Source organism: Gilliamella sp. B2772 (genome assembly GCF_026536985.1).
Classification (GTDB): domain Bacteria; phylum Pseudomonadota; class Gammaproteobacteria; order Enterobacterales; family Orbaceae; genus Gilliamella; species Gilliamella apicola_E.
Genome location: NZ_JAFNNB010000001.1, coordinates 1,000,267 through 1,026,025, shown reverse-complemented (window position 1 = coordinate 1,026,025; position 25,759 = coordinate 1,000,267). Strand labels below are relative to the sequence as shown.

Here is a 25,759-nt window from a genome sequence, read left to right as displayed (position 1 = left end):
TAATTAGGAGATGAAAATGCCTTTAGAACCATACATGAGTGTGATTCCAATGGTTGTTGAGCAAAGTTCTCGTGGCGAGAGAGCTTATGATATTTACTCACGATTATTAAAAGAAAGAATTATATTTTTAACTGGGCAAGTTGAAGACAATATGGCAAATTTGATTATTGCTCAGATGCTTTTTCTTGAAGCTGAGAATCCTGAAAAAGATATCCATTTATATATCAATTCTCCTGGTGGAGTAGTGACTGCTGGTATGGCTATTTATGATACGATGCAATTTATTAAACCAGATGTTAGTACTATTTGTCTTGGACAAGCATGTTCAATGGGCTCATTACTTTTAACTGCTGGTACTAAAGGTAAACGTTTTTGCCTGCCTAATGCACGCGTCATGATCCATCAACCATTAGGTGGTTTTCAAGGACAAGCGTCAGATATTCAAATTCATGCTCAAGAAATATTACAGGTTAAAAGCCGATTAAATAATATTTTATCAATGCATACTGGTCAGGATATTAGTGTAATTGAAAAAGATACAGATCGTGATAACTTTATGTCAGCCGAGAAAGCAGTTGAATATGGATTAGTTGACGCCATATACAGTAAACGATCTTAATAATAAATAGGTAAAGAAAGTGGATAAAGAAAACTCAGAAAAATTACTCTATTGTACTTTTTGTGGCAAAAGTGAGCATGAAGTCCGTAAGCTAATTGCTGGGCCATCATCTATTTATATTTGTAATGAATGTATTGGACTATGTAATGATATTCTAAAAGAAGAAACGAAAAGTTTTCTTTCTCATGAAGAATTTATTAGTAAACCATTACCGACACCGCACGAAATACGAGCTCATCTTGATGAATATGTTATTGGTCAGGAGCGTGCTAAAAAAGTATTATCAGTTGCTGTTTATAATCATTATAAACGTTTACGTAGCTATTCTAACCGTAGTGATGTTGAATTAGGTAAAAGCAATATTTTATTAATTGGCCCTACGGGTAGCGGTAAAACATTATTAGCTGAAACATTAGCGCGTTTTCTCGATGTCCCTTTTGCCATGGCTGATGCAACCACATTGACTGAGGCAGGATATGTGGGTGAAGATGTAGAAAATATTATCCAGAAATTATTACAAAGTTGTGATTATGATGTAGAAAAAGCGCAACGTGGCATTATTTATGTTGATGAAATTGATAAAATTTCTAGAAAATCAGATAATCCATCTATTACTCGAGATGTTTCTGGAGAAGGTGTTCAGCAAGCTTTATTAAAAATTATTGAAGGCACTGTTGCATCCGTTCCTCCTAAAGGCGGACGTAAACATCCTCAACAAGAATTCTTACAAGTTGATACTTCTAAAATCCTCTTTATTTGTGGAGGGGCATTTAGTGGATTAGATAAAGTTATTGAAAATCGAGTCTCTACTAATACGGGTATTGGTTTTGGTGCTGATGTGAAAAGTACTAAAAATAAAGCGACTGAGTCTGAGTTATTAGCTCAAATAGAGGCAGAGGATTTGGTTAAGTTTGGTCTTATACCTGAATTCATTGGTCGATTACCAGTTATTGGAACATTATCAGAACTTGATAAAGATGCTTTAGTTAATATATTAACCGAACCTAAAAATGCTTTAACCAAGCAATTTAATGCTTTATTAGAGTTGGATGGTGTAGAACTGGAATTTACTAAAGAAGCTTTAGATGCCATTGCAATTAATGCGATGAAACGTAAAACAGGTGCTCGAGGATTACGTTCAATTGTCGAAAATATACTGTTAGATACAATGTATGACTTACCATCAATGCAACACGTCAAAAAAGTACTTGTTGAGGAAGATACGGTAAATCATTTGCAATCACCTAAATTGATTTTTCGTGAAGATACAGAACTATCTGCATAATAGATAAGCAATTATCCTATTCAAGCTGGTAAGTAGCATTTATGTAAAAAATGAAATACGTATGTACATTTCTTGTACTACGTATTTAAAACAGGATAAGCTTGAATATCTTAAAATCACCCCAATATAAAACAGATAAGTTTGTACTACCGAGAGAATAAAATGAAGACAAAACAAACTAAACAAATGATTATGCCTATTTTACCATTGCGTGATGTTGTTGTATTTCCACATATGGTAATTCCTCTCTTCGTTGGTCGTAATAAATCAATCCGTTGTTTGGAAAGTGCAATGGAGATGGATAAACAAGTTTTTCTTGTAACACAAAAATATCCTTCACAAGATGAACCTGATGTAGAGGATTTGTACGAAGTAGGTACTATAGCCAATGTTTTACAATTACTTCAATTACCTGACGGTACAGTTAAAGTTCTGGTTGAGGGTGTAGCGCGAGCTAAAATTGTTGATATTATTGAACGAAAAGATGATGATTTTTTAATTGCAAATATTAAACCTCTAAAAGAATCTAAGAAAGCTGATAATATTAGCCAAGCTATGATAAGAGTCTTATTATCAAATTTTGATGATTATGCGAAACTTAATAAAAAAGTCACTCAAGAGGTTGTTGATTCAATACATTTAATTAAAGAGACATCTCAATTAGCAGATTCCATAGCTGCTACCTTATATATAAAAGTTGAACAAAAACAAGAGATTTTAGTTACTGCTGATTTAGAAAAACGTTTCGAGTTGCTTATTTCATTAATGGAGTCAGAAATTGACTTGTTGCAAGTTGAAAAAAATATTCGTCAACGCGTCAAACAACAAATGGAAAAAGCGCAAAAGGAATATTATCTTAATGAACAGATTAAAGCTATTCATAAAGAGCTAGGTGATATAGATAATAAACCTGATGAATTTGAAGAGCTAAACTCAAAAATTACTAAAGCAAAAATGCCAAAAGAGGCAAAGGAGAAAACACTATCTGAGCTTAATAAGCTGAAGATGATGCCTGCTATGTCTGCTGAAGCAACTGTTGTTCGCGGATATATTGATTGGATGTTACAAGTTCCTTGGAATAAGCGCAGTAAAGTAAAGAAAGATATTAATGCTGCACAAAAAGTTTTAGATAAAGATCATTATGGGCTGGATCGTGTAAAAGACCGAATTTTAGAGTATTTGGCTGTACAAAGTCGAGTTAATAAAGTTAAAGGTCCAATTTTATGCTTAGTCGGGCCTCCAGGCGTTGGTAAAACATCATTAGGTCAATCCATTGCTAAAGCTACGGGACGACAATATGTTCGTATGGCTTTAGGTGGTGTGCGCGATGAAGCCGAAATACGAGGACACCGAAGAACCTACATTGGTTCAATGCCAGGTAAATTAATTCAGCGTATGGTAAAGGTTGGTGTAAAAAACCCGCTATTTTTATTAGATGAAATTGACAAGATGGCTTCTGATATGCGTGGTGATCCTGCATCGGCATTGCTGGAAGTTCTGGACCCTGAACAAAATAATGCATTTAATGATCATTATTTAGAAGTGGATTATGATCTATCTGATGTAATGTTTGTTGCGACAGCTAATTCAATGAATATTCCAGCACCACTACTTGATAGAATGGAAGTTATTCGACTATCTGGTTATACCGAAGACGAAAAATTGAACATTGCTAAACAACATTTAATTGCTAAACAGATTGCTAATAATGGCTTAAAAGCAAATGAAATTGATATTGATGATTCAGCTGTAATTGGCATTATTCGCTATTACACTCGTGAAGCAGGGGTTCGAAGCTTAGAAAGAGAAATTGCTAAAATTTGCCGTAAAGTCGTTAAACAATTGGCTTTAAACAAGCGTCTACGTAAAGTAAGTGTAACTCAAACTAACTTAAAAGATTACTTGGGTGTACAGCGTTTTGATTATGGTAAATCCGAAAGTGAAAACCGGATCGGTCAAGTGAATGGTCTGGCATGGACAGAAGTCGGTGGTGATTTGCTAACCATTGAATCAATGAGTGTTGTTGGTAAAGGAAAATTAACTTATACCGGCTCACTTGGTGACGTTATGCAAGAATCCATTCAAACGGCACTTACTGTTGTTCGTTCGCGCGCTGAAAAATTGGGTATTAATAGCGATTTTTATGAAAAGCGTGATATACATGTGCATGTTCCTGATGGTGCTACACCTAAAGATGGTCCAAGTGCAGGCATTGCAATGTGTACCTCATTAGTATCTACTTTAACGGGTAACCCTGTTCGTGCAGATGTTGCCATGACAGGTGAAATTACTCTACGAGGTGAAGTATTACCAATTGGTGGATTAAAAGAGAAATTATTGGCTGCTCATCGAGGTGGTATAAAAACAGCTATAATTCCTATTGATAATGCTAAAGATCTCGAAGAAATTCCAGCAAATGTTAAAGCTGAAATTGATATAAAACCTGTTAAATGGATAGATGACGTATTGACGATTGCATTGCAAAATAATCCGTTTGGTATCGAGCAAGTTAAGGAAAAAGTTAAAATAAAGTCGCCTGTTAAAAAATCTGTTAAAAAAATTAAAAACACAGCTAACATTTCAACTCGATTAAACTAAAATAAACAAATCAAAAAGCCAACTTTATGTTGGCTTTTTTTTCGACTTTTAATTAGATAATAGCCAATTTTGGCAAATATGATATACTTGCGAAATTAAAATTCAGGTATATGGAGAATGACAAGCTATGATGGAAAAAATTCGAACAGCTGCAAACAGTCTTGTTGTTAAAATAATCTTTGCTATTATTATTTTATGTTTTATTTTTACTGGTGTTGGATTCTTAGGCTTTGGTGGCAGTAGTAGAAATGTAAATGATGAGCAATTATATATTGCTAAAGTTGACGGAGAAGGTATTGGTCGAGCTCAATTTGAGACTCAAGTAAAACAACAATTAAATAATATCAAGGGTGGTGATGCTTCGTTTATTAAAATGGTCCGACGAAGTGTTTTAGCTCAGCAAATAGATAACTATTTAGCTTATCAATTTTCACAAAAAATTCATGCAGCAATTAGTAATGAACGGGTAAAAAATTTCATTAAACAGCAAAAAGTATTTTTTGTAAATGGTAAATTTGATAATCAAAATTATTTAAATCTACTTGCTGAAAACGGTTTTACTCCAGATAGTTATGCAGAAATATTAAAAACATCATTACAACAAGAACAAGTTATTGATGCATTAGTTAAAACTAGTTTTGTTTTACCATCTGATTCTGAAATCAATTTGTTACAAAATCAAACAAGAAAAATTTATGCTGCTAAAGTTGACTCCTCAATAGATGATATGAAAGATGTTAATATCACTGAAGAAGATGAAAGAAAGTATTATGATGAACATCAAAATGAATTTTTAAAGAAAGATCGAGTAAAATTAAAATATATCTATAATTCAAAAGATGACATCGTTAAAACCATTAAGGTAACTGATAATGATATCAAAAAAGAATATGAACAAAATTTAAAAAAATATTCTTACCCAGCAAAAAAAGAGTTTAGTGCTATTTTTGTTACAGACAAAGAGCAAGCAGACAAGATCGTTAAAGAGTTATCTTCAGGCGCAAATTTTCAAAATACAGCTGAAAGTCTAAATCAAAATAATAATAATATTTCAGCCTATGGTAAGAATGGTTCTTTAGGTTGGTTTGTTGATGATGATTCTCTGCCTGAGTTCTTTAAAAAAGCAAAATTGAAAAAAGTTAACCAAATTTCAAAACCCATTCCTACTGATGATGGCTTTATTATAATTAAACTTGATGGTGAGGTACCATCAAAGACTATGGATTTTGATTATGCTTCAATTTTAATTTACGAGAATTTAAGCAAACAAAAATTACAAAATGAATTTAATGCTATTGAAGATAAAATGAAAAATGCCTTATCTCAATCGCCTAAATCTATTGAAGAGTTATCTGAAAAAACAGGTCTTCCAGTTCAAACAACTGATTGGACAAGTTATAAAGAGATATCTACAATTATGATTCATCCTGAAATTAGTGATTTAGTCTTTAGCGAAGAAATGATCGCTAATGGACAATCGACTCTTAATATATCAGACTTAATTCCAGTTGAAAGAGCTAATGGTAGTTATGATTTTATTATTCAAGTTACTGACTATCGCCCCGAGGGGGTAGCTCCTTTTGACGAGGTTAAAGAAGAAATTAATAGAAAACTATCTAAAAATATTTCCGAGAGTCATTTTAAAGCTAATGTTGAAAATCTCTTAAATGAATTAAATACTACTGGAAAATCAGATAAAATTAGCTTTAGTAATAAATATGTTTTACATAGAGATTCGACAGATTTAGACAAAAAAGTCGTAGATATGGTTTTTAATTTAGAACCATCAATTTCAGGGCGAAAATCTAATCGTTTTAATGCGGAATTTTTAGAGGATAATACCGCTTATATTGTCGTCATAACTGATGTTGATACGCCTAAAGAATATCAAGATATTTCATCAGAATTATTACCATTATCTCTGTCTGACACTTATCATTATCTTGCAAATGATATCCGTTCTAAAGCCAAGATTGAAATCATGCCAGATGCAAATTTGTGATAAAGATCGAAAAATTTTGGTGATAAATCAAAAAAAGAGAAGCCACTTTGGTGGCTTTTCGCATTTTTATGAATATTTAAATTTAGCAAATTAATTCCATGAGATAGTTATGAAGCAAATTTAGTTGCATAATTATTTTGGAGTTAATTTACATGAAAATTTTTATACTATTATGCCTTTTATTTTCATCTTTACTTTTTTCAACAGTTAGTTTTGCTGATTCGAAAACAGATGTCACTATAAAAGAAGAGCAAATTGTACAAGTCAATATTAATACTGCAACAGCTGAAGAGCTAAGTAAAGTATTAACAGGTATTGGGATGAGTAAAGCTAAGAAAATTATTGAGTATAGAGAAAAATTTGGTCCTTTTGTATCTATAGAACAATTAAAGGAAGTTTCTGGTATTGGTCAAGCAACGCTGGATAAAAATATAGGAAAAATCACATTATAAATATCCTATCTTCCAATAGATAATCTATCTGTTGGGAGATATTTTTAATTATCAATTGGATCAACGTCAATACTCCATCTTACGTTTGATGCTTCACTCCACTGTTCAGTTATAAGATTATCTAATATTTGTTGTAATAATTGTCTGTTCGTATGTTGTAACAATAATTCCCAACGATTATAACCCGCTTTTTTAGGTTGATTAGCAGGCATTGGACCAAGTTGCCATAAATTATGGTCATAATTGGACTTTAACCAATCATGGATACGCTGTAAAAATTTTGGTGCCTGTAAATTATTACGGTCAGCAGCACGAATTAACACCTGATAGCTAAATGGTGGCAGTAAAGTTTGTTGACGTTCAATTAATGTTTGTTTTGCAAATGCCTGATAACCTTCATTTAATAAAGTATTTAATAAAGGGTGCTCTGGATGATAGGTTTGTAGAATCACTTCGCCAGCTTTTGTTTCACGACCAGCTCGGCCTGATACTTGAGTATAAATTTGAGCAAATCTTTCAGTTGCTCTAAAATCACTTGAAAATAAGGCGCCATCAACATCAATTATGCCAACTAACGTCACATCAGGAAAGTGATGACCTTTAGCCAAAATTTGTGTGCCGACTAAAATATGAGCTCCGCCTTTATGAATATCATTTAAATAGGTATTCAGTGCTTCTTTTTTAGTTATCGTGTCGCGATCAATACGAGTAACTTTTATATTTGGGAACAAAATATTAAGTTGTTTTTCAAGTTGCTCCGTTCCAAATCCAATTGGTAGTAACTGGGTCGAACCACACTTAGGGCACTGTTTTGGCACTTCTCTTGGCGTATCACAATAATGACAAATCAGTTTATTCTGCTTTTTATGATAAGTATAAGGGCGATCACAACGTGGGCATTCCGCTATCCAACCACAATCATGGCAAATTATTAATGGTGCGAACCCTCTACGGTTAAGAAATAACATCACTTGGTTATTGTTATTTAAATGCGTTTTTATTTTTTCTATAAGTGGTTGAGATAAACCTGAAGCTAAAGCCATGCCGCGAATATCTAAAATAGATTGTTTGGCTAATTGGGCGTTACCCGCTCTTTGAGTAAGCTTGAGGTGCTGGTACTTATGAGTTTGTGCATTATTAATCGATTCAAGAGAAGGCGTTGCGGAACCTAAAACTATAGGTATATTTTCAATTCTAGCTCGGATAATTGCTAGATCTCTAGCATTATAACGCCATCCTTCCTGTTGTTTGTAAGAACTATCATGCTCTTCGTCGATAATAATGATACCTAAATCTTTAAAGGGAGTAAAAAGCGAAGAACGAGTACCTACGACAATGGCATTTTCACCGTCTTTACTTCTTAACCAAACATCTAAACGTTCCTTGTCTGTTAAGCCTGAATGTAAAATATCAATCGGGGCATTAAAGCGCTGTTTAAAACGCTTTATTGTTTGAGGTGTTAAACCAATTTCAGGAACTAAAACTAAAGCTTGCTTACCTTGTGATAACACATCTGCAATTATATTTAAATAAACTTCAGTCTTTCCTGAACCAGTTATACCATCAAGCAAAAATACACCAAATTGTTTATTCTGTTTATTAATAGTCTCTATGGCATTAGATTGTTCATCATTTAATTGGATCGATGTTGGGTTGGTCGAGTATTGCCAGCAAATATTGTCAGGTTGTTGATAAACTAATTCTATAAGCTGTTTTTTTTGTAATTCTTGATATAAATTTGAACTAAATTCGTCTTCATTTAAACAGTTGTTTCTAAGTGAAGATAATAATAACTTTTGTTTTGGTGCACGTGATAATAAGCTTAAATCAATTTGTTGCCCTAGAGGTGTTAATTGCCACTGTTTTATATCATCCTTGATAGCTTGACGACCTTGCCTTAATAGAACTGGCATGGCATGAAATATGACTTCGCCAATTGGAAAGTGATAATAACTTGTTGCCCAATTCAATAACTGCCAAATTGGTTGAGGAAAGGGGTTTTTGGTATCAATAATTGCGGTAATTGATTTTAAATTTTCGCTATCAAAGGTCGATTGTTGATCAATTTTAATGATTATTCCAATCATTTCCCTTTTACCAAAAGGCACTCTAACCCGCGCACCAATTTCAGCAGGTACTGTTAGTTTGTAATCAAACAGTCGATAAAGGGGTACCGGTAAGGCTACATGGGCAATCAGCATTAACAATCACTATTATTAAAAATTGATATTGTACGCAGATTTTATTTAACTCGCAAAAGTTACATAGAGAAATTAATTATTTTTGAGTTAACTATCTAAAAACTTTATTTATATGATAGTAGTATCCATAAACAAAATTTGTTATCTTGAACAGCAAGTTAAAGCATAATATTTAAAGGTAGTTAAAAATGTCAGCATCATTTTCACACATTAATCAACATGGTGATGCACATATGGTTGATGTTTCTGAAAAAAAGTTAACTTTACGAGAAGCTCGAGCCGAGTCAATAGTATTAATGAATGCTGAAACATTTAACCTAATTATTGAAGGGAAACATCATAAAGGTGATGTTTTTGCAACTGCAAGAATTGCCGGTATTCAAGCGGCTAAACGAACATGGGATTTGATTCCACTTTGCCATCCACTACTTCTAAGTAAAATTGAAGTCAATATTGAACCTGTATTTGAAAATCACAGCATTAGGATTGAAACAATTTGTCGGCTAAGGGGCCAAACAGGTGTCGAAATGGAGGCCTTAGTTGCTGCTTCAGTTGCTGCATTAACGATATATGATATGTGTAAAGCTAACCAAAAAGATATGGTTATTAATCAAGTTCGGTTACTGAATAAAATTGGTGGTAAATCGGGCGAATTTAATGCGGCAGAGCAGTGATACTATGAACAAAATTATTTTTTTTGCACAAATTAGAGAATTAATTGGGGTTGAAAAACTTGAATTATCGGTAGAGCAAATGTCAATAAATCAACTTTTAGATCACCTTAGTTTGCGTGGTGATAAGTGGGTATTAGCTTTAAAAGAAAAAACAGTATTATGTGCAGTTAATCAGACTTTAGTTGACTATGACTATGTCATTCAAAAGGGTGATGAAATTGCTTTTTTCCCTCCAGTTACAGGTGGTTAACAGTGTGAACATTATTCAAGTTAACCAATCTCCCATTGATGTGAATTCATTAATAACTTGGCTTTATCAATCGCCTATAGATGGTGCTGTAGTGACTTTTATGGGTAAGGTGCGTAGTTTTGAAAACCAAGTTATAAGTTTAACGTTAGAGCATTATGCAGAAATGACTGAAAAGGTGCTGTGCAATATTATTAATCAAGCCAGAGATAGATGGTCGATTAATCGTGTTGCAATAGTCCATCGTGTGGGTCAAATTTATGCAAATGAAAGTATTGTTTTTGTTGGTGTTAGTGCAGCACACCGCAGTGATGCTTTTGCTTCAGCGGAGTTTATTATGGATGTACTAAAAAATGAGGCTCCATTTTGGAAGAAGGAACAGACTTCTAGTGGCGAAAATTGGGTAGAAGCCAAGCAATCGGATATAAATGCATTGAAGAAATGGTATTAATATTTATTTAGTCTATAATAGATTTCATCATCAAAATGTCTTCAGAGGCTCAAAAAAGAGCCTTTTTTGTTAAGCTTATATTAATCTCTTCATATTTATCTTTTTTTGTTAAAAATTTTGAGGAAAGTACTAATTTTAAGTAGAAAAATCGCTATTATTAAAAATTTTTAATCCTATTGCTCGTGGAGCTATATGAAAAAACTCTATTCGTTCGTATTAATAAATATTTTTATTTCGTCTATCATTACTATCCGATATTTTTGGGTGCCTGGTTCATCGTTTAGTTGGGATGGAAGCTTTTTTTCTCTATTAGCCGTGTTAGGCCATTTTTTCTCTGTTTATTTATTACTTTTTATTTTATGTTTTCCGTTTATTTGGGTGAAGAGAACGTTAAGTAATATTTGTTTAGCTGCTTTATTTAGTTTGTTACAGATTGTGCTGTATGTTGATACTATTGTTTTTCAGCAGTATCGATTTCATATCAATGAATCTGTGCTGTCAATGGTTTTCTCGGGGCAAGTTGTCGATTTTTCAACGATCACTTATGTTTTGATGTTTTTGTTAATATTAGTATCTTTTGGAGCAGAATATTTAATTCTTTATTTGTTAGATAAAAAATTTAGCCAAAAACGTTCAAGAATATTAATCGTATCGACAGTATTTCTTTTAGGTTGTTTTTTTATTAGTCATTTAATTCATATGGTTGCGTTTTATTACGCCTATTCCCCCATCATGATTGTTAAAGAATATATTCCATTATATCGTCCATTTACCTCGAAAAAGATAATGGGATTGTTTGATAAATCAGGGCAACGTAAGACACTTATAGAAAAGGAGAACCAACACGCAACTATCTATTATCCTAAAAATGAGCTGATGATTAACCCTCATAATACTACAACACCCAATATTATGTTTATTGTCTTAGATTCTTGGCGTTATGATACTTTTAGTCAAGAAATTTCACCCAATACTTACCATTTTGTGAAACAGAATAATGGAATAATTTTTAATAATCATTACTCAACAGGGAATGCAACTCGAACTGGTATTTTTGGACTTTTTTATGGTATCCCCGGCACGTATTGGGATGCATTTTTAAGAAATAGAATTCCCTCGTTATTCATAACAACATTGCAAAAAGAAAATTATAATATAGGTATATTTACTTCAGCCAAAGTTACTGCGCCAGAATTCGATCGTACGGCATTTTTAACCATTAAAAACTTAAGAATTAGTAGTAAAGATGGATCTGCATCGAGTCGAGATAAACAGTTAACTGATGATTGGCTAAACTGGTATAAGAGTAGAGATACATCTAAACCAAGTTTTTCATTTTTATTTTTTGATGCACCACATGCTTATGATTTTCCCAATTATTTTGAAGTTAAATTCAATCCAATTGGCGAGCTGAATTATATGACATTAAGCAATGATACAGATCCTGTTCCCATTTTTAATCGTTATAAACAAAGTGTCTACTATGATGATTATTTGCTTCAAAAGGTCTATGATGAACTTGAACGATCAGGCTCGCTAGATAATACGTTAATCTTTATAACAGGTGATCATTCACAAGAAATGAATGACAATAAACTGGGTTTTTGGGGTCATAATGGTAACTATACTGATGCTCAAACTAAAGTACCTTTTATCATAGTTGGAGCAAAAGATCTTAAATATATCACAAATAATATAAATAAATTTACCAATCATGAAGATGTCGTTCCAACAATAATGCGACATTATTTGCATGTGGAAAATGATATTTCAGATTATTCGACAGGTTATGATTTATTTAGCCCAATAATCGATCGAGATTGGCTATTAATGTCAAATTATAGTTCTTATGCAGTTCGGACTAGAGACAACATCTATTTTGTTAATCGTCTTGGTATAAGCCACTATTTTGATTGTCATAATAATCAGGTCGATAAGACACCTGATTATAAAACAATCCAAGCGGCAATGAATGATATGCGTTATTTTTTCCAGACACAAAAATAAAAAAATCCACCGTAAGGTGGATTTTTATTATCGAACATCAGCACAGTTTAGACAGTAAATATAACGGTTTTGTGAATCTTGGAACTTATCCCATAGTGAAACTTGTTGCTTAATTTGTTTTACTTCTGGGATATGCTCAAAAAATACCTCTGCTGTTGATTTTGGCATCATAGCAAACATATCTGAGTAAAGTGCATTGAACCAACTGCCTTCAGGCTTTTGCCAATCTATTTTATAATTAGAAATATTGGCTAATGTTGCAGCCATATCAACCGCATCGTCAAAATCCCCTAACTTATCCACTAAGCCATTTTTACTTCCTTCGGAGCCGAGCCAAACTTGCCCTTGAGCTATATGATCTACTTGTTCTGAGGTCATATTACGAGCTTTTGCTACTAAAGAGATGAAATTAAAGTAACCATTATCAATATTCATTTGAATAAATTGATTCATTTCATCGGATAAATTTTGAGTTAAGCTGTTATTGGCCAATGGTGAGGTTGAAACCCCATCGTTATAAACACCAATATGAGAAAGTGAATTTTCAAAGGTTGGTACAATGCCAAAAATACCTATAGAACCTGTAATCGTATTCGGACTAGCGACAATATAATCAGAAGCAGTTGATATCCAGTATCCTCCGGAAGCAGCCATTCCGCCCATAGAAACAACAACCGGGATTTGGTAACGACGTAAAGTTTCTAGTTCACTGCGAATTGCTTCTGAAGCTTCGACACTTCCTCCTGGACTATTTACTCTGAGTACGACAGCCTGTATGTTATTACTTTGTAATTTATTACGAATATCTCTTAATTGTTTAACAATATCTTGGCTACCAGCTACATTACTGCTATTTGTGCCGTTAGTAATAGTTCCATTCACAAAAATGACAGCTATTTTTGGTTCTTTGTTTGATTCTTCAGCATTTTCCTTAAGTCTATAATCATAAATACTGACTTTTTGTTTTATTTTATGTTCAAGTTCAAAATTAAATTCATCACTTATCGCATCAATTAAGCCGTTTGCTAAAGCGTATTGGGCCATATTACCATTAACAGATTTTAGTTCTGATAACATTTTATCGGTTGAAGGAACTAGTTGTGTTGGTGCTTTTTTGCGTTCTGCAGAAATGTCATTAAGGTAGTTATTCCACATTAAATTTAACCATCGAGAAGTGTTACTTCTTGCTTCTTCTGACATATTATCTCTGATAAATGGCTCAATCGCTGATTTATAAGTTCCTACACGGAAAACATGAGTATTAATCTTTAAGTTGTCTAATAATGTTTTGTAGTACAAATTATTGGCGGATAATCCAAAAACATTAACTGCACCTAATGGGGTTAAATAGATTTTATTAGCATAACTCGCCAAATAATATTGGCTTTGATTGAAGCTTGAACCAATAGCATAAATAGGCTTATTTGCCTCTTTGAATCTGTCTAAATATTTACCAATATATTTCAAAGAACTCAAGTCTGCTCCGACAAAGTTGTCCAATTTTAGGACTATGCTATTTATATTAGGATCTGATGTAGCTTGTGATATTTTTTGCACTAAATCGAATAAATTATTTTCACGTGATAGATTTACTCTTTTACCATATAATTTATTTTGTATTTCATACAATTCATCACTATAAAGCGAATTGTCGACAATAACGCCTTCAAGATTTATAACTAATGTGCCATATTGAGGAATAATGTCTTGCTTTTGTGATTCTTTAAATAATGCAATACCACTCAAGATCAATAGGATTATGATTAAGAAAATTAGGTTAAGAAATATTTCTCTAATTAAATTGATACCTTTCCAAATTGATTTTATAACAGTTATTACAGACATAATAAAATAACCCTTTAATTATTCTTTTATTTTTAATTTTTCATGTTTTTCTTTTTGAAATATTTTTTATCTTCAAATCGTAAACATGTTAATTTGCCACCCCAACAGCACCCTGTATCGAGTGCGTAAATATTTTCAGGTGTTCCTTTTCCATTCAATGCTGCCCAATGACCAAAAGCAATACTATATTCTGACGGAATTTTACTTGGTAATGAAAACCATGGTTTAAGTTTCGATGGGGCCTCATCTGGTTGATCTTTACAATAAAAATCAAGCCGTCCATCTTCGTAACAATAACGCATTCTTGTTAAAGCATTAGCAATAAAGCGTAATCGATCTAACCCTTGTAATTCATATGACCATTCATCAGGAAAGTTACCATACATTTTGTCAAGAAAGAGGGGATATGAGTCACTACTTAAAACCTGATGAAGATCATTAGCACATTTTTTCAATGTTTCAAGATCCCATTGTGGAGATATTCCGGCATGAGTCATAATAAGTTTTAATTTTTCATCTATTTGAATTAATGGTTGTTTACGCAACCAATTCATTAGTTCATCGAAATCATCAGCGTGGATGAGTTCGTCAAGATTATCCTTCTTTTTTGATGGTGTAACATTGGCGTAAATTGATAGTAAATGTAAGTCGTGGTTACCTAAAACTAATCTTATTTGTTCGCTGTTTTGTTTTACAAATCTAAGAACTTCAAGTGATTTTGGTCCTCTAGCAACTAAATCTCCAGTAAGCCATAAGGTATCTGATGATGAAAAATCAGCTTTCTCTAATAGTCGCATAAACTCATCATAACAGCCGTGAATATCACCAATTATTAGATTTGCCATAAGGTTATTTCCAAGCGTTTGCTAATAGACAATATTGTTGTACTGTCAAATTTTCCGCACGTAAATTCGGGTCAATACCTAATTCAGCTATTTGCCCACTGTTAAATAAATTACTTAAGCTATTACGAATTGTTTTACGTCTTTGGTTAAAAGCTTCGGTAGTAATACGTGATAGTACTTTAATATCATTAACTAAATAGGGCTTTTCTTTGTAAGGTATTAGTTTAACTACAGCTGAATCAACTTTAGGTGCTGGTTTAAAAGCTGTAGGGGGTACTTCTAAAACAGGGATGATTTGGCAGTAGTATTGTGCCATAACACTCAATCGACCATAACTTTTGCTGTTAGGTGCAGCAACTAAACGAGTAACAACCTCTTTTTGCAGCATAAAATGCATATCAGTAATGATTGGTGCATATTCGAATAAGTGAAACATCAATGGTGTTGAAATATTATAAGGTAAATTACCAAAAACTCTCAGAGGTTGACCTAATGTATCGGACAATTTGTTGAAAGCAAAATTTAGTGCGTCTTGTTCAATCACACTGATTTTATTTTGTAAAAAAGGATTTTCAACTAATCGGCTAGCTAAATCTCTATCAATCTCAATAACAGTTAAATGATCTACCAATTTACTTACAGGTACTGTCAATGCGGCAAGCCCAGGTCCTATTTCAACTAGTGCTTCTCCTTTCTTAGGTTGTATGGCTGCCACAATACTTTCAATAATATAATTATCATGTAGAAAGTTTTGACCAAATCGTTTACGGGCAAAATGACCTTGATGAACACGATTATTCATTCTTACCTTCACCTGTAATTTTGATATATGCATCACCTTTTAACTCTTGAATCCAAACTTGTGCTTCTTCAGCAAATTTTCTATTGAAAATCATACGATAAGCTTGATCTTTTTTAACTAAGTTTGTACCGTCAGTTTGTCTGGTATCAATTAGTTGGATTATATGCCAACCATAAGATGATTTTATTGGTTGACTGATTTCACCCTTTTTCAATTGTGATAATGCAGTCCTGAAACCTTCATCATAAACTTCTGGCCTATTCCATCCTAAATTACCACCACTATCTTTTGAACCTGTGTCTTCTGAGTTAGCTTTTGCTGCTGCAGCAAAAGTTGTTGCTCCGCTGGTAATGGCTTTGCGAATGTTAATTAATTTTTGTTTAGCCACCTGATCGGTAACTAATACGTTGGTTTTAATTAAAATATGACGAGCATTAACTTCTTGAAGTGTAATTTTTTGTGGTGTTTCAGAACGGTTATCGTCAACTTTTAATATGTGAATCCCAACTCCAGAGCGAATTGGTCCTATAATACTTCCTTTTGGCGCTCGAATTAGTCGTTCCTCAAAAATAGTAGGTAACTCATTTAACTTTTTCCAGCCCATTGATCCACCTTTTAAAGCAAGGTCATCATTTGAGTATGATGCGGCTAATTTAGCAAAATTTTCCCCTTTTTTTGCACGATTGATGATGTCCATCGCTTTATTGGTAGCACTGTCAACTTGTTGTTTAGACGCTTTTTCTGGAATAGTAATTAGAATATGACTAATTTTAACATCAATATTGTTAGTTGGTTGGTTAGCCATTGTTTTGGTTAAATGTTCTACTTCTCTATTAGAAACTTTGATTCTAGGTCGAACTTCATGCAGGCGCGCTTGTTCTATTAGCATATCAGTATGAATACGATCACGATAAGTGCTATAGCTCATGCCCATAGTTGATAATCTGCTTCTTAGTTGATCTATTGTCATACCATTTTCAGCCGCAATTCTATCGATTGCGGCGGTAACTTCATCATCACTAATAGTAATTTTTGCTTTAGCCGCTCTTTGTAAAATTAATTTTTCAACAACAAGGCGATCAATAATTTGTTTTCTAAGTATTTTATCATTAGGTAAAGATTTAGGATCGGCGCTCGCTTTAATCGTTTTGAGCATGTCACTAACATCACTTTCTAAAATGACGTTGTTATTCACAACAGCTGCAACCTGTTCAACCACTTTTGGAGCAGCATTTGCTGAAAAAGGTGTAAAGAGCACTAAATTAACACTCAAGTTTAATGCAATAAAAAGTTTTAATAATTTCATATTTACTCAACTCATTATGTTGTTGCGGTATTAAATTTACCACAATAAATTTATTAGTATGTTTATTCAAATGTTGTTGTATAAGGTAATTTACCAAAGTTTAACATTTTGGCTTGCGTGTCACGATTACTTCCTAAACCTTTAAGTTCAAAGTTAATTGACAGTTTGTTTTTGTATTTACTTATATGTTCTGTGTTATCCCAGTCGGTTAATTTGCGTCCATATTGTACGGTTACTCCCCAACAGCAGTCGCTATAATTTACCCCAATAAAACTGTCTGAAATCTGTTTTTGCTTAATATCATAATAATAAGATCCCACAGCACTCACTTTTTCAGATAGTGGCCAACTAACCATAATGCCGGCTTGAGAAAGATCTTGTTTGTAACCTTTATATGCGGAATACTTATACCTGTCATCTACAGTGTCAATATAGTTACGATTGGCATAACGATAAGATAATTGAATTAATCTGTCACCCGATGGTCGATATTCAAACGTTGTATTGGCTAGCGAAATAGTATCGATACGGGTGTCGTATTGAATCCCGCTTCGGAAAATAATATCGTCACTAATTTGCCAGAAATTATCTGTTGCCCAAGTGACACTACCCGTATCAGAATTTTTATCTAATTCATTATTGTGATCACCGGTTTTAGATTTTGTAAAATAGGTAATTTGCCCTAAGGACATATTAAATTTTTCAACTTTGTTACTATCATAAAAACGTGTAGTTACACCCGTTGAAAGTTTATTTGTTGATGCAATACGGTCTAAACCACTATATGTTTGATCTCTAAATAAACCAATATAATCGGCTTGTAATAGTGTGGAATCGTAATTTCCAATATTTGATTGGTTACGATAAGGGTTATAAGTATATTTCACTCTAGGTTCGAGTGTTTGGCTATACCCATCGATTAGATCAAAGTCTCTTTCAAAAATTACTTTACCATCAATACTAAATTTCGGTATAAAACGATTTACAGTGCGATCTAACTTTATCCCTTCTTTTATGTGTTCAAGATTATTATTATATTTAAATATGTTTTTCTGGTTGTAATGAGTTGCCATAAAACCAGTTTCTGCAGATAAATTTGCCCAAGAATTTGTAACTGTATAATTAATAGTTGGTTCTATATGGACTCGCCAAGCTTCGGGTTCATTATCTGTTGAATTTATAAAATGAGAAAGTTGTGAAAAAGTCTTCAATTTTAATGGTCCCAGCTCGTAGTTATAATAGTTGATATCTAATTGAGGCTGAGTTTGGTAAAGAATATCATAGTGGAATGGTTGGAAGTGTTTGTAACCTAAAGCAACATCCCAATTTTCATCATTGTATGCTAATTTATAAAACTGAGTCAGATATCCAGCTGTTTGAGACGCATATTTAGAACTGAGATCTGTTAAATATTGATTGTCACTGACTCGTGTAGTATCAGCTATAAAACGCCAATTGTAGTTAATTAATTCGTCGTTTTTCCAATAGAATAACCATCGATTACGATTGTTATCGTATCTGTTGCCATTTGTTGATTTTTTTCTATCGTCACTGTATTGATTATCATGCTGTAACCAGTCAAAAGCGAAAGTCCCTAATCCTAATTGATTTAAATAGCGAAACTCAGTTTGTAACTGTACACCACGGTGTTGTAGTATTCGCGGTGTTATGGTCGCATCATAATTTGGAGCAATGTTCCAATAATACGGTAATGAAAAATCGATACCATCAACACTATCGTAACCAAAATTAGGAATTAACAACCCCGATCGTCTTTTATTGCCCGTAGGCAATTGTAAATAAGGTGAGTAAAGAACAGGTACTTTCTCTATTCTAAATACCGCATTCCAAACTTCTAACAACTGTTCTTCATTATCGTGAATAATTGTTGAACCTTTAATATTCCAAGCACTATCACCTACAGGACAGGAGGTAAAACTACCATTTTTAAGAATGACATAGCGATTCTTTTCAAGTTTGATCTCATCGGCCTCACCACGCCCAAGTCTATTAACTAATTGATACTCACTTGGATTCATATTGGCATCATTGTTGTTTAGATTCATTGATGCGTGGTTACCTTTGGTTCGTATCATATTATCTTGATAAGTGATATCACCATCGAGTATAACCATCCGATTATTTGCATCTTTTGAGTCAATTGTCACTTTATCAGCTAAAACTGTACGATTGCCTTGCTCTACATAAACATGACCTTTGTAAATAGCTAAATTAGGATAAAGTCCTTCAAACTCATCTGCATCTGCATTAATAGGTAATGTATTTATATCTCCATTAACAATTGGTCGCTCAAACTTAGGTACGCCAACAAGACACTGCGGATTAGTAGTGCCATTTTTTGGTAAATCTATTGCATAACTTGGGCTGCTATAATTGTACAAAGAAAATGTTATAGCTATAGCAATACGAGAAAGCGATAATTTTTTCATTAATGATTAGAATATGATTATGATTATTTTAATTGAAACATTATAGCGGTTATTTATAAAAGTGCGAATGAAAATTAACGTTTAGTTCGTCGTTTATTCGTTTTACCAAGTTGTCTTACCATGGCTATTTTCTTTTCAGTCGATACTTGTTGAAATTCATCCCACCACTTAGCTAAATCTAAAAGCTCACCTTTTTCGATAGAGGCTCGCATTTCTAATAAATCATAAGCTGCTCGGAACTTTTGATGCTCTAAGATGACAAATGCGCGTTTTCCTTCTCGTTTTTTCATTCTTAATTGTAATCGCCACATATCACCCATAACCGCTGTAAAACGTCTTGGTATAGCGATAATACGGCATTGCTCATTTAGTACATCATTAATTGCCATAGAAAAAGAATCATAATATTGCAAACCGCTCTCAATGCAGTTTAATTGAGTTTGTTCTATAATTGGATACCAAAAAAATGCTGCATATAAAAAAGCAGGGTTTATGCGTTGCTCATTTGCTATACGGTAATCAGTATTTTTTAACACTTGAGCAATCATTTTTTCCATATTTCCTTCATGGTCATGTGTAAATAAACGTTCAACCACTGGAAACAATTGTTTAAATAAATGATACTGCTTTAATAATATATAAGTATCGTAACCATATCCTGATTGTAATAATTTCAAAGATTCATCAAAAAGGCGGGCAGAAGGAATATTATTTAATAATGGAGCCAGTTTTTTTATTGGTTCAGCAGTAGCAGGGTCAATTTTCATGTTAAGTTTTGCTGCAAAACGGATTGTCCTTAACATTCTGACTGGATCTTCACGATATCTTGTTTGTGGCTCACCAATTAATCGAATAATGCCATTTTGTAAATCTTTTAGTCCACCACAATAATCACGAATTGTATAATCTTTGGCACTATAATAAAGCGCATTCATTGTGAAATCACGACGAACGGCGTCTTGCTCTATCGTTCCATAGACATTATCTCGTAATAACATACCTGCTTGTGATCGTTTTGATATGTTCTTTTGTTCACTCTGATCATCATGATCACCTCGGAACGTTGCAACTTCAATTATCTCTTTTCCAAACATAATATGAGCTAAACGAAAGCGTTTACCTATCAAGCGGCAATTTCGAAAAATCTTTTGAATTTGTTCTGGTGTAGCATTTGTCGCAATATCGAAATCTTTTGGTTTTTTACCTAATAGAAGGTCGCGAATACAACCACCTACGAGATAGGCTTCATATCCTTGTTTATTCAATCGATAAAGTACTTTCAACGCATTTTCGCTTATATTTTTACGAGAAATATTATGCTCATTACGTGAGATGGAAATATAATGCGACTCTTGTCGCTCTTTGTGATGGAACATTTTACGATAAAAGCGAGAAACTTGTTTAAAAATAGCGCACCTCGAATTAATAATGGTCTATACTGAAATATAGCGCGCGATTATATCGCAATTAAATCTAACTTTCCATTTTTCTTGAAATAGTTATACCAAGTAAAATAAAGGAAATTTCTTTATATTAATTAAATATTTTATTTGATTTTTTGAACATAATTATCAACAATAGTAATTTATATAGTACAATTAGTTAGATTATTTTTTAACTTTATAAAAATTAATTCAAAATAGATTATCTTATTTATTTTATTAATGACTAATTGATTTAATTAAACTTATACTCTTTTAAAAAAAGAATTTTGATAAAAATAATTATTAATTTGGTTTACAATTAAGAGTATAAAAATATTAACTGATAACTTATTGGGGACTCTATGAATATTCGAGATTTGGAATATTTTGTATCATTAGCTGAATTCCGACACTTTCGTAAAGCAGCTGATGCTTGTAATGTTAGTCAACCAACACTAAGTGGTCAAATCAGAAAACTTGAAGACGAATTAGGCGTAATGTTACTTGAACGTACTAGTCGTAAAGTGTTATTTACTCAAACTGGCATGATGCTTGTTGAGCAAGCTAAAGAAATTTTACGTAATATACAGATTTTAAAAGAGATGGCTAGTCGTCAAGGGGAAGAGATGGCGGGTCCTATGCATATTGGATTAATTCCGACTATCGCTCCATATTTATTACCACATGTGATTACCGTATTACATGAATCCTTTCCTCAACTAGAACTTTATTTACATGAAGCGCAAACTGCCAATATTGTTGCGCAACTTGAAAGTGGAAAATTGGATTGTGCTATTATCGCTCAAGTAAAAGAAACCGCACAATTTATTGAACTACCTTTATTCAATGAACCTATGTTTTTAGCCGTTCCTGCAAATGATGAATTAGCTAGTAAACAGACAGTTAAGCTTTCTAGTCTGAAAGGGAAGAAATTTTTAATGTTGGAGGATGGTCATTGTTTACGCGAACATGCTATGGGGTATTGTTTTCAGGTAGGAATTGATGAAGATAAACAATTTAAAGCGACGAGTTTAGAAACATTGCGTAGTATGATATCAGCAGGACGTGGAATTACTTTATTTCCAGAGTTAGCTGCTCCAAATGAACGTACTCGTGATAATATTTGCTATATTCCATGTACTGATCCTGTCCCAACAAGAAGCATCGCTTTAATTTATCGACCTGGTTCTCCATTACGTTCACGTTATGAAACTATCGCTAAAACTATTCGTGACCATATGCCAAAAGTCTTTGCTGAAAAAGAACGACTGTTAGGCCAGAAATAATTTATATTTCTTATTGTGCAGAATTTAAAAAATGAAAAATGTTAAAACCTGTGGTGTTAGAGCGCAGCAAAAGGAGAGAACTCGTCGAAGTTTAATTGATGCTGCGTTTCATCAACTCAACGCGGAACAAGGTTTTGCAAGTTTAAGTCTGCGCGAAGTTTCCCGTGAGGCAGGTATAGCAGCTACATCATTTTATCGCCATTTTCGTGATATGGATGAGTTAGGTTTAGCGATGGTTGATGAGAGCGGTTTAACTCTTCGTCAATTATTGCGCCAAGCTCGAAAACGTATTGAAAAGGGGGGGAGTGTTCTTCGAACTTCGGTAACCACCTTTATTGAATTTATTGATAAAAACCCTAAAGTATTTTTATTGTTGCTCAGAGAAAAAGCTGGGACTTCTTCAGCATTCAGATCGGCAATTGCACGCGAAATTCAGCACTTTATTGTGGAGCTTGTTGATTATTTAGACAATGCCAATCAAATGCCACATCATTATAATGAAGCTCAAGCCGAAGCAATGGTGACTATCGCATTTAATGCTGGCGCGGAAGCAATTGATTTCGACATAGTACAACGCCAAGAACTAATTGAAGATCTTATTTTTCAACTTCGTATGGTTTCTCGTGGCGCTTATTACCTTTATCATAAAGAAAAAATCAAAAATAATAATGAATAATTATTGTAAGTTGAAATCGTTATTTTAACTCACTATTATCAAAACCTATCTTATTGATTAATATTATTTATATAATGCAGTTATATAGGGAATAAGTTAATGGCTAAAGTGTACTATCTGTTTTTTTTCATATATTCAATTTCATTTTTTGGTTATGCAGATTCAAATGTTGGATTTAGGGAAATCCATTATGGAAAAGAAGATGGTAGACCTCTTAACATTGCAATATGGTATCCAACTACTAATCAACAGAAAACAGTATTTATAGGCGATAATGTAGTTTTTTATGGTTCTGAAGTTGTCCCTAACGCAATACCTATCAATGATTCCAGGAAACTTCCGTTAATCGTTGTTTCTCATGGTTACGGTGGTAGCTGGCAAAATTTAAGTTGGCTTGCCTATGAACTTGCAGGTAAGGGATATATTATTGCTGCGCCAAATCATCCAGGAACAACTTTTTTTAATAAAGATATTAATCAATCAAGAAAATTATGGCTACGTCCTGAAGACCTAAGTAAAACTATTGATATTTTAAAAGAAGATAAGCTATTAGCTAACCATATTGATATGAATAAAATATCAGCCATTGGGCATTCTCTTGGCGGTTGGACCGTAATAGCGCTTGCTGGTGCAAGATTTGATATTGATCTATTTAAAGAAGATTGTACTGAAAATTCACAATTGAAAGCTTGCCAATTAGTAAATGAACTAGGTCTTGATAACCCAAAATTAACTCAAAGTATGTTAGATTCAAGAATAAAATCATTTATCTCTTTAGATGCAGGGTTAGTCAGAGGTTTTACTCCCGAAAGTCTGAAAAATATTAATATTCCCTCTTTGATTATTGGAGCTGGTGTTGATGTTGGTGATATGAATGTAGAACTTGAATCAGGCTATTTAAGACGGTTTCTTTTAAAATCATTATCTACTTATACTGTTATACCAGATGCGATGCATTTTAGTTTTATACAAGTTTGTAAACCTCAGGCGATAGAAATATTAGAGCAAGAAGCTAAAGGCGAAAGTATCATTTGTAAAGATGGCGGGGAACGAACCAGAACCGAAATTCATGATGAAATAATTAATCAAATTACTACTTTTTTAGATCAAAAAAATTTAAACCCTTAACATCTTATAAAAATACTGCGGCTAAAGCCGCAGTAATATTTTGTATCTACTAAAGACTAATCGTCATTAAAGATTTTGTAAAACTTTTTCAACACTATCTTTGGCATCACCAAATAGCATATAACTATTTTCTTTAAAGAATAGTGGATTTTGAACGCCTGCATATCCGGTATTCATTGAGCGTTTGGATATAATAACCGTTTTTGCTTTCCAAACTTCAAGAACAGGCATACCTGCGATAGGGCTGTTTGGATCTTCTTCCGCTGCCGGGTTAACTGTATCATTTGCACCAATTACCCAAACAACATCTGTATCAGGGAAGTCATCATTGATTTCATCCATTTCTAATACAATATCGTAAGGTACTTTTGCTTCGGCTAATAATACATTCATATGGCCAGGTAAACGCCCTGCAACTGGGTGAATACCAAAACGGACTTCTATACCCATACCACGAAGCTTTTCAGTAATATTGCTTACAGCACCTTGTGCTTGAGCAACAGCCATACCATAACCTGGTACGATAATAACTGAACGTGCTTCTTTTAATGTTTGAGCAACTTCTGCTGGCTGCATTTCACGGTATTCACCTTGTTCTTCTTCTGAAGAGCTTGATGCGCTACCATCGCTACCAAAACCACCGGCAATGACGCTGATGAATGAGCGATTCATTGCTTTACACATGATGTAAGAAAGAATTGCCCCTGAAGAACCAACTAAAGCACCGGTTACAATAAGTAAATCATTACCTAACATAAATCCTGCTGCAGCTGCTGCCCATCCAGAATATGAGTTAAGCATTGAAATAACTACTGGCATGTCTGCACCACCAATTGATGCCACAAGATGGAAGCCAAATACTAATGCGATGATAGTCATAACAAGTAGACTAACAAGTGCGCCTGCGCCACTTTTCACACCAATAAAAGTAAACATCAAAATTACTGAAACAACGATTGCCGCTAAGTTCCAGTAGTGTTTATAAGGAATAGAAAGTGGTTTAGAGCTAATGCGGCCATTTAGTTTTCCAAATGCAACGACTGAGCCAGAAAAAGTAACTGCACCAATAAAGATACCAATAAAAATTTCTACTAAATGTACAGTAAGTTCACTGCCAGTGAAAACCATAATATTAGAATCTAAGAAGCTATTGAAACCAACGAGAACTGCAGCCATACCAACGAAACTGTGGAGTAGTGCAACAAGCTCTGGCATTTGTGTCATTTCTACTTTTTTAGCAAGATAAAGACCAATAGCTGCACCAATGACCATAGCAATAATGATCCAGTGTAGTCCGCCTTTAATACTTGCAATAGCAGCAATAAGTGCAATTACCATACCAACCATGCCATAAATGTTTCCAGATTTGGCTGATTCTTGATTTGATAGTCCTCGTAAACTAAATATAAAAAGTAATGCAGCAAGAACATAGGCTGCTTGAATTATTCCCATTATCAATAA

At 33.4% G+C, this 25,759-nt stretch carries 20 protein-coding genes; 12 read left to right on the top strand and 8 right to left on the bottom strand.

Going from position 1 to position 25,759, the window contains the following annotated elements:
• Positions 1-16 precede the first annotated feature (16 nt).
• From clpP to J3T98_RS04760, 5 genes are all read left to right on the top strand, one after another.
• Positions 17-619, top strand: coding sequence for an ATP-dependent Clp endopeptidase proteolytic subunit ClpP (gene clpP / locus J3T98_RS04780; protein ID WP_305054763.1), 603 nt, complete (start codon positions 17-19; stop codon positions 617-619).
• A 19-nt stretch (positions 620-638) separates the two neighbouring features.
• Entirely contained in the window at positions 639-1,904 is a 1,266-nt protein-coding gene (gene clpX / locus J3T98_RS04775) for an ATP-dependent protease ATP-binding subunit ClpX (RefSeq protein WP_267362258.1), read from the top strand.
• 162 nt (positions 1,905-2,066) lie between these two features.
• Positions 2,067-4,502 carry an endopeptidase La gene (gene lon / locus J3T98_RS04770; RefSeq protein ID WP_267362256.1) on the top strand — a complete coding sequence of 812 codons (2,436 nt, stop codon included), beginning with the start codon at positions 2,067-2,069 and terminating at the stop codon, positions 4,500-4,502.
• 127 nt (positions 4,503-4,629) lie between these two features.
• Entirely contained in the window at positions 4,630-6,504 is a 1,875-nt protein-coding gene (locus J3T98_RS04765) for a SurA N-terminal domain-containing protein (RefSeq protein WP_267362254.1), read from the top strand.
• 152 nt (positions 6,505-6,656) lie between these two features.
• Positions 6,657-6,956: a ComEA family DNA-binding protein gene (locus J3T98_RS04760; protein ID WP_267362252.1), complete on the top strand. Its 300-nt coding sequence runs from the start codon at positions 6,657-6,659 to the stop codon at positions 6,954-6,956.
• Positions 6,957-7,000: 44 nt separating this feature from the next.
• Here the strand turns inward: J3T98_RS04760 and priA are convergent, their stop codons facing one another.
• Positions 7,001-9,157, bottom strand: a complete 2,157-nt coding sequence (gene priA, locus J3T98_RS04755; protein WP_267362251.1) for a primosomal protein N' — start codon at positions 9,155-9,157, stop codon at positions 7,001-7,003.
• A 188-nt stretch (positions 9,158-9,345) separates the two neighbouring features.
• On the opposite strand from priA, the gene moaC reads away from it, so the two are divergent.
• The 4 genes from moaC to J3T98_RS04735 all read left to right on the top strand — a co-directional run bounded on the left by moaC (position 9,346) and on the right by J3T98_RS04735 (position 12,536).
• On the top strand, positions 9,346-9,831 hold the full coding sequence (gene moaC / locus J3T98_RS04750) for a cyclic pyranopterin monophosphate synthase MoaC (protein WP_065562378.1): 486 nt from the start codon (positions 9,346-9,348) through the stop codon (positions 9,829-9,831).
• A gap of 4 nt (positions 9,832-9,835) precedes the next feature.
• Entirely contained in the window at positions 9,836-10,081 is a 246-nt protein-coding gene (gene moaD / locus J3T98_RS04745; protein ID WP_267338187.1) for a molybdopterin synthase sulfur carrier subunit, read from the top strand.
• Between the two features lie 4 nt (positions 10,082-10,085).
• The gene (moaE, locus tag J3T98_RS04740) at positions 10,086-10,529 is read left to right on the top strand and encodes a molybdopterin synthase catalytic subunit MoaE (RefSeq protein ID WP_255305717.1); all 444 of its coding nucleotides are present in this window, start codon (positions 10,086-10,088) and stop codon (positions 10,527-10,529) included.
• Between the two features lie 192 nt (positions 10,530-10,721).
• Complete coding sequence (locus J3T98_RS04735) at positions 10,722-12,536, top strand: sulfatase-like hydrolase/transferase (RefSeq protein WP_267362250.1); 1,815 nt, start codon at positions 10,722-10,724, stop codon at positions 12,534-12,536.
• Between the two features lie 27 nt (positions 12,537-12,563).
• On the opposite strand, the gene sppA is transcribed toward J3T98_RS04735, so the two are convergent.
• From sppA to pcnB, 6 genes are all read right to left on the bottom strand, one after another.
• Positions 12,564-14,381: a signal peptide peptidase SppA gene (gene sppA, locus J3T98_RS04730; protein WP_267362249.1), complete on the bottom strand. Its 1,818-nt coding sequence runs from the start codon at positions 14,379-14,381 to the stop codon at positions 12,564-12,566.
• Between the two features lie 32 nt (positions 14,382-14,413).
• Entirely contained in the window at positions 14,414-15,226 is an 813-nt protein-coding gene (apaH, locus tag J3T98_RS04725) for a bis(5'-nucleosyl)-tetraphosphatase (symmetrical) ApaH (protein ID WP_065562373.1), read from the bottom strand.
• A gap of 4 nt (positions 15,227-15,230) precedes the next feature.
• Positions 15,231-16,028 carry a 16S rRNA (adenine(1518)-N(6)/adenine(1519)-N(6))-dimethyltransferase RsmA gene (rsmA, locus tag J3T98_RS04720; RefSeq protein WP_267362248.1) on the bottom strand — a complete coding sequence of 266 codons (798 nt, stop codon included), beginning with the start codon at positions 16,026-16,028 and terminating at the stop codon, positions 15,231-15,233.
• On the bottom strand, positions 16,021-17,334 hold the full coding sequence (gene surA / locus J3T98_RS04715; RefSeq protein ID WP_267362247.1) for a peptidylprolyl isomerase SurA: 1,314 nt from the start codon (positions 17,332-17,334) through the stop codon (positions 16,021-16,023). Before surA ends, rsmA begins: the two co-directional genes overlap by 8 nt.
• A gap of 62 nt (positions 17,335-17,396) precedes the next feature.
• Positions 17,397-19,784 (bottom strand): LPS assembly protein LptD, encoded by a 2,388-nt coding sequence (gene lptD, locus J3T98_RS04710; RefSeq protein WP_267362246.1) that lies wholly within the window; start codon positions 19,782-19,784, stop codon positions 17,397-17,399.
• Positions 19,785-19,858: 74 nt separating this feature from the next.
• Positions 19,859-21,160: a polynucleotide adenylyltransferase PcnB gene (pcnB, locus tag J3T98_RS04705; RefSeq protein WP_267357478.1), complete on the bottom strand. Its 1,302-nt coding sequence runs from the start codon at positions 21,158-21,160 to the stop codon at positions 19,859-19,861.
• A 410-nt stretch (positions 21,161-21,570) separates the two neighbouring features.
• On the opposite strand from pcnB, the gene oxyR reads away from it, so the two are divergent.
• The 3 genes from oxyR (at position 21,571) to J3T98_RS04690 (ending at position 24,298) form a co-directional block, all read left to right on the top strand.
• On the top strand, positions 21,571-22,494 hold the full coding sequence (oxyR, locus tag J3T98_RS04700) for a DNA-binding transcriptional regulator OxyR (protein ID WP_065562368.1): 924 nt from the start codon (positions 21,571-21,573) through the stop codon (positions 22,492-22,494).
• A 31-nt stretch (positions 22,495-22,525) separates the two neighbouring features.
• A complete protein-coding gene (gene fabR / locus J3T98_RS04695) occupies positions 22,526-23,170 on the top strand; it encodes an HTH-type transcriptional repressor FabR (RefSeq protein WP_065562367.1) in 645 nt (214 codons plus the stop codon).
• Positions 23,171-23,269: 99 nt separating this feature from the next.
• Positions 23,270-24,298: an alpha/beta hydrolase family protein gene (locus tag J3T98_RS04690; protein WP_267362245.1), complete on the top strand. Its 1,029-nt coding sequence runs from the start codon at positions 23,270-23,272 to the stop codon at positions 24,296-24,298.
• A gap of 66 nt (positions 24,299-24,364) precedes the next feature.
• On the opposite strand, the gene pntB is transcribed toward J3T98_RS04690, so the two are convergent.
• Positions 24,365-25,750 (bottom strand): Re/Si-specific NAD(P)(+) transhydrogenase subunit beta, encoded by a 1,386-nt coding sequence (gene pntB / locus J3T98_RS04685; RefSeq protein ID WP_267362244.1) that lies wholly within the window; start codon positions 25,748-25,750, stop codon positions 24,365-24,367.
• Positions 25,751-25,759 lie beyond the last annotated feature (9 nt).